Genomic DNA, 10,908 nt, shown 5'->3' with positions numbered 1-10,908 from the left:
CCCGCCCCGCCTGCGGATGGCGCAGCACATGCAGGCTGCGGACGACGCGTGGGTCGAGCGGCGCCACCTCGCTATCGAGCGGGCACCGCAGCAAGGCGGGCAGGTCGAAGTGATGCAGATAACCCTCCATGGCACTGCGCGCGCCCACCGGGACTGCGACGTCCACCACCACACCCCCCTCTTGCCCGAACAGCCCCCGCAGGCCGCGCGCCTGCGCGGAATCTGGCTCTAGATACACCAGCGCCACCACTTCACCACAGGGGTCGAACAGGTGCTCCACCCCGGCATCGACCAACGCGCTGTGGCAGGTCTCCACACGCCCTGCCCCCCAGTGCACCGCAAACCGGCCCGAGAGCCCCATCAACAGCACCGGCGATGCATGGCAGTGCCAGCCCGTGGCCGGGATCTCTCCGACGTAGAGCGCGCGGTCAGTGCCAAGGGTCAGTGTGTTGCGTGCTGGCATAGCCCAAACCTACAAGTTTTTTTACCGCGTTCTCCGTAGCCTTGCCTCTCCCGCCAGGGGCCGAGCGTGTGTTGAGGCTTGTAGCAGCAGTCCCTGGCGTGCACGCAGCCATATCCTTGGAGAACGCTTCTTGAAACGCATCGTTATTTCTGTCGCAACGGCTCTGGTACTGGGCACGGTCGGCCTCTACTACGGGGCACCTTCGCTGTTCAAAGAGCCTCTGCTCAGCGCCAATCGCCATCTGTCAGGCCTGGAAGAAAAAACCGCTGATGCGGCCATGCACACCGTCCACTACCTGGATAACGGCACTCCCCCAAACCCCGCGTCGGTTCACAGCAGTGACACACCCATCGTTCTGCTGCACGGCATTTTTGCGGAGAAAGACCATTGGGTGGATTTTGCGCGACCGCTCACCGGCCAGTACCGGGTGATTGCCCCAGATATCCCGGGCTTTGGCGAGAGCACACGGCGAGACGACCAGCCCTACGACTACGCCGCCCACGTCACGCGGCTGGCCGCGTTTCTGGACGCGCTCGGCCTTGCGAGAGTGCATCTGGCGGGCAACTCGATGGGCGGCACCATCGCCGCTCTCTTTGCTTTGCAGCATCCCGAGCGCGTGGCCAGCGTGGCGTTCATCGGCGCACCCCACGGCATTCGCTCGCCCCAGCCCAGCACCATGGACCGCCTCATCGACACCGGACAACGCCCGCTGGTAGCCCACGATGCCGCAGCCTTCGGTGCCATGATGGATCTGGTGTTTGAAAAGCGCCCCTTTTTGCCCTACCCCATCCTGTACGCCTCCGAGCAGGACGCGCTGCGCAACGCTGCATCCAACACCCGCCTGTGGGACGCGCAGCTGAAAGACCGCTATCTGCTGGAACAACACCTGGCCCGCCTGCGGCAGCACCCCACCCTGGTCCTGTGGGGCGACAGCGACCGCGTGTTCGACCGAAGCGGCCTTCAAACAGTGCAGAAGCTGCTTCCGCAGGCACACATCGCCGCGCTGCCTGGCATCGGGCACCTGCCCATGATGGAAGCCCCCGCCGACACGGCACAACGGTATGCGCGCTTTCTGGAGCAATCGAGCGCCCCTCAAGCCGCCAAGCATGCACATTTCAATAAAAAATAGCCGCAAGCGCATGTGCTATATGCGCTTGCTGCTATCAATTAAATAGCAATGGTGAGGCGAGCTGGAGGGCCTTGGTCCACCAGCTCGACGACCTCACCCCCGGCGTGGCTTGCGCGCTTTGCCTTTGCTGGACTTACCCGCCACCGCCTTCTTGACCGATGCTTTGAGCGACTGGATCGGCGAACGCGCGGCCCGCTCGCGGGTCAGGCCTGCCTGCTCGGTGGCAGATGGACCTGCGGCCTTGTCGGCCTTGCGTCCGCCGGACCGACCACCCGCCTTGCGGGCACCACCACCAGCCCCCTCGGTACCCACACCCTTGTCCTTGAGCGCGCGGCCCAGCAGCTCCTCGCCTTCACGCACCAGGCGGAAGTCGATCTTGCGGCCATCCAGGTCCACGCGGCTGACCTGCACCCGCACCCGCGCGCCGATGGCGTAGCGGATGCCGGTGCGCTCGCCGCGCAGCTCCTGGCGCGCCTCGTCGAACTTGAAGTATTCGCCGCCCAATTCGGTGATGTGCACCAGCCCCTCGACGTACATCGCGTCCAGCGTCACGAAGATGCCGAAGCTCGTCGCAGCACTGACCACGCCACTGTATTCCTCGCCCAGGTGCTCGCGCATGTACTTGCACTTGAGCCAGGCTTCCACATCGCGGCTGGCCTCGTCGGCGCGGCGCTCGTTGGCACTGCAGTGCAGGCCGGCGGCCTCCCAGGCCTGGGTGTCGCGGCTGGGCGGTTTCACATCCTTGCGTGGCTTGGTGCCAGGTGCGGCCACGCGCGCAGCCAGACGTTTGGCCAGCTTGGCATGGGCTTCGCCGGGTGTGGGCAAGGACGGCAGCGCGTACTTCGTCTTGCTCAGGATGGCCTTGATGACCCGGTGCACCAGCAAGTCGGGATACCGACGAATGGGGCTGGTGAAATGGGTGTAGGCATCGAACGCCAGGCCGAAGTGGCCGCTGTTGATGGGCGTGTAGATGGCCTGCTGCATGGAGCGCAGCAGCATGGTGTGGATCTGCTGTGCGTCGGGCCGATCCTTGGTCGCCGTAGCAATCGCCTGGAAGTCGCCCGGCTTGGGGTCGTCGCCAATCGTCATGCCCACAGCCATGGCCTTGAGGTAGTTGCGCAGGATCTCCTGCTTCTCGGGCGTGGGGCCTTCGTGCACGCGGAACAGGCCCGGCTGGCCACCCTGTGCAATGAAGTCGGCGCTGCACACGTTGGCGGCCAGCATGGCTTCCTCGATGAGCTTGTGCGCGTCGTTGCGGGTGCGCGGCACGATCTTTTCGATGCGGCCGTTTTCGTCACACACAATTTGCGTCTCGGTGGTCTCGAAGTCCACGGCGCCGCGCGCCTGGCGCGCGATGAGCAGCGCACGGTACACGTCATGCAGGTTGAGCAGGTCCTTGACACGGTCCTTGCGCTTGCTGGCTTCCGGGCCGCGCGTGTTGGCCAGGATGGCTGCGACTTCGGTGTACGTGAAGCGCGCGTGGCTGAACATCACGGCCGGATAGAACTGGTATGCGTGCACCTCGCCCTTGGCGGTGACCAGCATGTCGCAGACCATGCACAGGCGCTCCACCTCGGGGTTGAGCGAGCAGAGCCCGTTGCTGAGCTTCTCGGGCAGCATGGGGATCACGCGGCGCGGAAAGTACACGCTGGTGGCACGGTCGTAGGCATCGATGTCGATGGCGCTGCCCGTTTCCACATAGTGGCTCACGTCGGCAATCGCCACCAGCAGACGCCAGCCCTTGCTGCGGCCGACCTTGGCGGGCTCGCAGTACACGGCATCGTCGAAGTCGCGCGCGTCTTCGCCGTCGATGGTGACCAATGGCACATCGGTCAAGTCCACGCGGCGTTTCTTGTCCTGCGCGCGCACCTTGTCGGGCAGCTCCTTGGCCTGGGCGAGACACTCGGCAGAGAACTCGTGTGGCACGCCGTACTTGCGCACCGCGATCTCAATCTCCATGCCAGGGTCGTCCACTTCACCGAGCACTTCGGTGATACGCCCCACAGGCTGGCCGAACAGGGCCGGAGGTTCTGTCAGCTCAACCACCACGACCTGCCCGGGCTTCGCGGCGCCCGTGGCGCCCTTGGGGATCAGTACATCCTGGCCATAGCGCTTGTCTTCGGGAGCCACGAGCCACACACCGCTTTCCTGCAGCAGTCGGCCGATGATGGGCTGGGGTGGACGCTCGATGATTTCCACAACGCGGCCTTCGGGACGGCCACGGCGGTCCTGGCGCACGATGCGCACGCGCACACGGTCCTTGTGCAGGACTGCGCGCATTTCGTTCGGGGGAATATAGATGTCGCCTTCGCCATCGTCGCGGATGACGAAACCGTGTCCATCACGGTGCCCTTGCACGCTGCCTTCGATCTCTTGCGACAAATGTGTGGCTGGCTGCGTGCCGGGGGTGGAATTTTTGTTATACAATCTTAGTCTTTCCGTGCGACACGTAACGTGTCGTTCTGAATGAGGTAGCTGCCTCGTTAAATATTAGCAATTTACTCACCCGCTTCGGCGGGCATAAAACAGATGCTCGGCTCACCCCGATCATCCCACAGCTTGATCCGCAAGGACGGGCTTTAATAGAAGATAGACGGGCAACCGAGCTATCTCATCAAGGTCACTCTATCGAGTGACTTTGTATTGAAAGCGGCAGAGATGCCGTTTGTGGCGCTCGCGCACATAGCCGACGAGCACGCCACAAGCGGAGCTTTGTCTGCCGCGTGCGCAGCTCGTTTCTGAGTAAACTATTCAGAGCGTCCTGCTCTGATCTGCCTTGTCATACATCCGGCAACGGACCGCTGTGACCTCGCGTGCGACCGCGAGTAGCCTAGAGTGGCATGCAGGGACAGCAATGACCCTGTGTGAAGCCCACTCAACAATGAACCCCTACTTCGGTAGCAGCTACGCCCGCGAGGGTGTAACTGGAAGCTGCCAGCAGAAAGGCGGCCAAGGGGGCTAGGCTAGTTCCATATGGGCAACATAAGTGAACCATCGTCAGAACCTGGGTGAAGATTGAACGGCCAAATCTGCTGATAGGCCGTAACCAAAAGGTGCGCTGCTGGCTATTCCTGTGGAAAGTGGGAATACGTCGTCAAAATGCAGCCCCAGGAAAGATGGGTCCTAAATGGAGAGATCGAAGCGGCGCAAACCGCCAAGATCGGTAGATCAGGGAACGTGGTAAGCCCCACCACCCGCCTGCGTGCTTCGGCACGCAGGCAGGGAAGCCGCAAGGCAACCTGTTGGATGAGGGGGTATGGGATGGTGGAAAAAGCGAACGGCTGCCTGTAACGGGTGGCATAGGGGTTCCAACTTTGCCCCAACGCGAAAGCGTGCAAACTTCCACTTGGTGCAACCGTCGCGAGACGGCTGTCTAAGTTCAATCGACCCCGAAGGGATGCTCAATTCCCCTTCGGGGGAGAAGTGCGTCCTCGATGGGTCTAACTCAAAGAGGAAAGCATGAGAAAACTTGCTGGCAACAGCGAGCCTGCATCCTCACGCGAACCCGCCAACTGGCACGCCATTGACTGGCAGCGAGTTGAAAGGTTTGTGCGAACGATGCAGCAAAAGATCGCGAAGGCGACGCAAGAACAGGATTGGCGGCGGGTGAAAGCCCTCCAACGATCCTTGATCCACTCGCACTCCGCCAGAGCTCTGGCGGTAAGGCGGGTGACCGAAAACCAAGGCAAGCGAACGGCAGGGGTCGATCGCCAACTTTGGGACACTCCGCTCCTGAAATGGGCGGCAATCGGTTTGTTGAAACAGCAACGAGGGTATAGGCCCCTGCCCTTGCGGCGGGTCTACATCCCAAAATCGAACGGGAAGGAGCGCCCCCTGGGCATTCCAACCATGTTCGACCGGGCCATGCAGGCACTTCACCTGCTAGGACTAGAGCCCGTGGCGGAAAGCACGAGCGACCCGAACTCCTATGGGTTCAGGAGAAATCGCTCCACGGCCGATGCCATGGGCCAGATATTCGTCTGCACATCCAAAAAGGCTTCGGCCCCATGGGTGCTGGAGGCGGACATCCGAGGCTGTTTCGACCACATCAATCACGACTGGCTGGTGCGCCACGTCCCCACGGACAAGGCAATCCTGCGCAAGTGGCTGAAAGCCGGGGTGATCCACCAGGGTCACTTCTCGCCGACTGACGAAGGAACGCCGCAAGGCGGCATCATTTCGCCAACCTTGGCGAACATGTGTCTGAACGGGCTCGAATCCGGCTTGGCCGCGCACCTCAAAGCGCGGTTCAGGTCTCGCGCCTTGAAGCTGAAAGTCAATGTAATCCGGTACGCAGACGATTTCGTCATCACCGGCGACTCCAAGGAGTTGCTGGAGACAGAAGTCAGGCCGTGGATCGAAGCATTCCTCGCACAACGAGGGTTGCAACTGTCGCCGGAGAAGACAAGGGTCGCCCACATTGATGACGGCTTCAACTTTCTGGGGTGGAATTTCCGCAAGTACGCGGGAAAACTACTCATCAAACCAAGCAAGAAGAACGCGCAAGCGCTCTACAGCAAGGTCAGGGAGATCGTAAAGACACATGCGATGGTGAAGCAGGAGGATCTCATCGCCAAACTGAACCCTATCCTTCGGGGCTGGGCGCAGTACCACCATCCGGTGGTGGCAAAAGAAACCTTCAACAAGATGGACAACTTGATCTACTGGCGGCTTGTCCGCTGGGCGAGACGGCGCCATCCAAACAAGTCCCCGAAGTGGTGTGCGAACCGTTACTGGCAGCGCATCAACGAGAGGAATGAGTTCGCTGCAACCGTCAAGACGGCAGAAGGTCCATTCACGAAAAAGCTGTTGAAGCTCGCGGATACAGAGATCGTGAGGCACGAGAAGATCAAGGCGGACTACAACCCCTTCGATCCATCGTGGGAAGCGTACGGCGAAAAATTGAGGACGAAGCGCATGCTGCGAAGCATCGCGTACAGGGCCGAAACAACTATGCTGTATGTGTCCCAGGCGGGGCAGTGTGCACTTTGCGCACAGCCCTTGGACTACGAGAGCGGATGGCACGACCACCACATTGTTCGCAAAGTGGATGGCGGGTCGGATGCTCTCTACAACCGGGTGCTACTGCACCCGGTCTGCCACATCAGACTGCACGCCTTGGGTCTGACGGTAGCGAAACCGGCCCCACATGGGGCTTCGAGTCCGAAGAAGGCGAAAACTTAGGGTACAATCTGAGTCTTCGCACAATACGGACAGTGTTGTGCTTGAGCCGGATGCGGTGAAAGTCGCAAGTCCGGTTCTTAGGGGGGGATGGTTCAGTAATGAACTGTCCCTACCCTCCTGAAATGCCCAGGTGGCGGAATTGGTAGACGCACTAGTTTCAGGTACTAGCGAGTAACATCGTGGAGGTTCGAGTCCTCTCCTGGGCACCAAGTTTAACGAGAACCAGCGATGGTTTTCAAAATATCGAAGCCGCTGTACACCCAGCGGCTTTTTTATTTGCTGATATGTTTTGCGCGCTCTGCTGCGGCCAAAGATTTTTGAGCCGATGGCACATTTTTTTGAAAACTCTCCAGAAGCCCGAATTTCTTGTCCTATAATTCGAGGCTGATCTGAAAGCCCAGGTGGCGGAATTGGTAGACGCACTAGTTTCAGGTACTAGCGAGTAACATCGTGGAGGTTCGAGTCCTCTCCTGGGCACCAAACATATAAAAAGCCGTTGCATCCGCAACGGCTTTTTTGTTTTCAAACCATCAAAGCAAAGAAAAAAACGAGACCGCCAGCGGTCTCGTTTTTCGTTCTGTCTGCTGCCCTGAGGGTACACGCGCCGCGGCGCGCGCCCCAGCCCTTCAACTACTTGCGCAGCAGCGTCTTGAGCACGTTCTGCAAACGGCGTGCGTTCGCCGCATCGCTATTGCTCGCCAGCACGCGCGCCACATCCTGGCCCCAGGTCTGGGTGGGCGCAGGGTCGTTGCGGCGCGTCAGCAACTGCAGTTGCAACATCCGCCGCGCAGCAATGTGCTCGGCAGGCGTTGGGGCCTCGGCCGCCATTTCAAGGCGCAGCAGCGCTTCTGCCGCATCGCCCTTGGGCGCAGCCGACAATGCCTGTGTCCAGGCACTGCGCACCGACGCCGTCACACCCGAACCCAAATCTTGCGTGCCGGGTACCAGCGCAGCATCGCGCTTTTCCCATGCGGTCAACAGCTGGGTCAAGGCTTCGCCGTGGGCCTGTGCAGCCAACTTCTTCAGAGCCAGCTGCGCGTGCTCCATCGCCTCGCGCTGAGCACGGAATGCCGTGTCCCCCAAGCGAGGGCCACGGTCCTCGAAGGCTGGACGATCACCAAAACGGCCTCCACGGTCAGCGCGATCGCCCATGCGGCCATCACTGCGTGGGCCGCGGGCACCGTCACGGTCGCCAGGACGACCATCGCGGCGGTCTCCGGGTCGCGCACCACGGCCGAGGGCCACCGGAGCGTCTTTCTTCATGCCAGGGCGATCATCCCCACGCACCGCCACGACAGGTCTTGCGACAGGCTTGGGGGCTGCAGGTGTCGGCGCGGGCGCGGCTGCAGCGGTGTCACCACCTTCCGCAGCCTCGGCAGAGGCCTCTGCTGCAATTTCAGTAGCAGCTGGAGCAGCCGGAGCAGCATTCGCCTGCGCTTCAGCATTCGACTGGGCATCCTTGTTGGCCGTGGCGACCGCTTCAGCCGCCTGGGCCTGGCCGCGCAATGCAGCCTCCAGCGCCTGCATCGCGGCACGGATCTGCTGCGCATCACCCGTGGCGTTGGCAGCTTCCAGGGCCTTGGAGGCGTCCAGAACGACGCGGTCCCGCGCGCTCAGTTCGGTGACAGCACGGTCACGATCCGCCGACTTGCGGTTGAACGCTTCATCAATAGGCTTGCGGAAAGCGTCCCACAGCTTTTGCTCGTGCTTGCGGTCCAGCGGCACGGTCTGTGCCTCAGCCTGCCAGCGCTGTTGCAACGCCTTGACGGCATCGATGCGCAAAGCGGGTGCCGCGCCCAAGGCTGTGGCCTCGTCGATCATCGCGTGACGACGCGCCAGACTTTCCTTCTGTGCAGCCTCCAGGGGTGCTGCGGCCAGGGCAATGGCCTGTTTCCACAGGGGCTGCAGCTCTGCAAAAATCTTCTCGCCCACATGCCCGCCTTCGCGCCAGCGGTCGCCGAACTGATACAGCGAGCGGTTGATGGCCTTCCAGTCGCCCGATGCAGCGTGTTCTTGCGCCCAGGCCTTGACCTCTTCGATCAGCGCCAGGCGCTGAGCCTTGTGCTCGGCCGCTTCAGTGCGGATCTTGTCCAGCCAGGCCTCGACCACCTTGTGCGCCGCGTTGCAGGCTTCATCAAATTTCTTCCACAGGGCGTGGTTAGGCGCACCACCCTGGTCTGCCTGCTTCCACTGGTCTCGCAGATTGCGCAGGGTCTCCTGCATCTTGCGGCCACCCAGGGCCTGGCCCTCGGGGCGGTTGAGCAGCGCTTCGGCCTTGGCCACCAGGTCTTCACGCACCTGGTCGGCACTCCAGCGTTGCCAGCCTTCCAGCTCACCGGCAGCCACCAGCGCCGTGTGCACCTGCTGCTCCAGGGCGTTGTCAATGTGTTTGCCATGCACCTTGAGCACGGCGCGCAGCGCAGCCGCTGCGCCAGCGCTGGCCTTGCCGTGGCCTTCGGCGGTTTCTTTTTCGAGCGTCGCCAGCGCATCGCGCACCAGTTGGTGCGCCTTTTCGATCACCTCTGGCGCCACCTTGGGTTTGGCGACGCGGGCTGGCTTGCTGGCCGCTGCTGAAGCAGCCGCAGCGGCGGCGGCTTCCGTGGGCAGGCCACGGGCAGCGCGCAATTCGTCCGCCCACACCGGCACGGGAGGCAGGGGCGCGGAGACATCTTCTGCCGCGGCAGCCGCCTGGGCGACTGCGGGCTGAAAAGCCTCCCACACCACCAGCAACTGGGTGCGAGAGGCATCCAGCAAAGGGGGGAACCGCGCTTCGACGCTCGCCCAGCTCGCATCGCCCGTGAGCTCCTGGGCCTGCTCCTGCCAGCGCGCGACATCGGCGCGCAGCAGCTCCAGCGCAGCATGGGCATCACGCCAGGGTTTGGTGGAGAGCACTTCAATGCGCTGCGCCAGCAGCACAGCGGCCTCGCGCTGCACCTGCACGCGGTGCTGCAGATCTTCAATGACCTTCACACGGTCCGCCAGCTGCACCTTGAGCAGCGACAGCGGCTCGCGCGACAGAGGCGCACCCGCCTTGGCGGCATCCCGCTGCCAGGCCAGGGCATCTGCAATATTGAGCTTGGGGGCCGCCAGCAGTGCCTGGGCCTTGTCCGCCCATTCGGCCGCAATAGCCTCTTGCCCCTTGGCACGGCGGATTTCGTCCAAACGTTCGCGCACGGCGCGGGCTGCGCCCTTGTCACGTCCGCTCAACTCCTTGAACACCTCCTGCAGCTGCTCAGGCGCTGGCTGCGTGGCCAGCCAGTCACGGATGCGGGAAGCGCGCTCACCCGACGTAGCGGCAGAAAAAGCGCCGCCGGTCAGCGCATCGAGCGGGTGCGGCTCGTGGGTTTTGGCCGGGGCCGGATTCACTTCAGGTGCGTCGGACATTTTGCTGCGGGAAAAAAATGGAAACATGGATCCAATGGATTACGAAGGCATCCCTGGCGCAGAGCCTGGGGCCGTGCCCGAGCGACCGCACCATGCGCACGCCAGGGCAACAAAAGGGCTATTTTCACCGGATTGGGCCGACAAGCCGTGGCGGGGAGCATCATCCACACCAGCCAGGTGATCTGGCACAAGGCTCTGCGAGGCAGGCCGCCCCGCTGATGGACCTCTGCGAGAACGCCGCGCGACACTCCGGGCGAAGGGTCGCCGCTCTAGGGAACAGCCCCCATTATCTATATATAAGACAGCGCCGCCCACCCACAAGGCAAAGCACCAATAAGAAAGCCCGACGAGCAGTGCCTGAAGGGCCTGCCCGCCGGGCTTGACGGCTGACACAACGGTCTTTGCCATCGGTCGCGATGCGGAGAGAAAGGTCCGCATGGCGAGGAGGCAAGGTATTGCCTCCAGGGGTTGCCATGGAAGCGGCATCTGCTGCACCTTGGCACTGAATGCCCTCGGAGGGAGACTTCGCTTCGTCTGGCGATGCCTGAAATCTACAGGCGCCTCCACCTTATCAAACTCACTCGGCCAACTCAAATCGGATTCTCAATGGCGGAGAAAAGCCCGATTGAATTTGACATGGTGATGTTAGCCACCACCGACCCACCCACAGCGCTGAACGGCCTCTCACCCCACAAAAACTGTGATTTTTCACATGTTTTTCATAATTTTTATGTCTTAAAAATAGTTT

At 62.0% G+C, this 10,908-nt stretch carries 4 protein-coding genes, 2 tRNA genes and 1 pseudogene; 4 read left to right on the top strand and 3 right to left on the bottom strand.

The annotated features are described in order from the left end of the window. Positions 1–463: pseudogene (locus DBR23_RS31395) on the bottom strand (AraC family transcriptional regulator); the annotation flags it as partial. Positions 464–593: 130 nt separating this feature from the next. On the opposite strand from DBR23_RS31395, the gene DBR23_RS21185 reads away from it, so the two are divergent. After that, on the top strand, positions 594–1,592 hold the full coding sequence (locus tag DBR23_RS21185; RefSeq protein WP_108499510.1) for an alpha/beta fold hydrolase: 999 nt from the start codon (positions 594–596) through the stop codon (positions 1,590–1,592). Between the two features lie 93 nt (positions 1,593–1,685). Here the strand turns inward: DBR23_RS21185 and rnr are convergent, their stop codons facing one another. Further along, positions 1,686–4,019, bottom strand: coding sequence for a ribonuclease R (gene rnr, locus DBR23_RS21180; RefSeq protein ID WP_108499509.1), 2,334 nt, complete (start codon positions 4,017–4,019; stop codon positions 1,686–1,688). A gap of 1,032 nt (positions 4,020–5,051) precedes the next feature. Between rnr and ltrA the strand changes: the two genes are divergently transcribed. From ltrA to DBR23_RS21160, 3 genes are all read left to right on the top strand, one after another. After that, a complete protein-coding gene (ltrA, locus tag DBR23_RS21170; protein WP_108499507.1) occupies positions 5,052–6,776 on the top strand; it encodes a group II intron reverse transcriptase/maturase in 1,725 nt (574 codons plus the stop codon). Between the two features lie 124 nt (positions 6,777–6,900). Beyond that, positions 6,901–6,985: transfer RNA gene (locus DBR23_RS21165), tRNA-Leu, on the top strand. A gap of 186 nt (positions 6,986–7,171) precedes the next feature. Then, positions 7,172–7,256, top strand: a tRNA-Leu gene (locus DBR23_RS21160). Between the two features lie 150 nt (positions 7,257–7,406). On the opposite strand, the gene DBR23_RS21155 is transcribed toward DBR23_RS21160, so the two are convergent. Next, positions 7,407–10,187, bottom strand: a complete 2,781-nt coding sequence (locus DBR23_RS21155) for a DUF349 domain-containing protein (RefSeq protein WP_108499506.1) — start codon at positions 10,185–10,187, stop codon at positions 7,407–7,409. Positions 10,188–10,908: the final 721 nt, after the last annotated feature.

The organism is Acidovorax sp. HMWF018, assembly GCF_003061035.1.
In the GTDB taxonomy this organism is placed as follows: domain Bacteria; phylum Pseudomonadota; class Gammaproteobacteria; order Burkholderiales; family Burkholderiaceae_C; genus Acidovorax; species Acidovorax delafieldii.
This window is presented reverse-complemented; position numbering and strand designations above follow the sequence as displayed.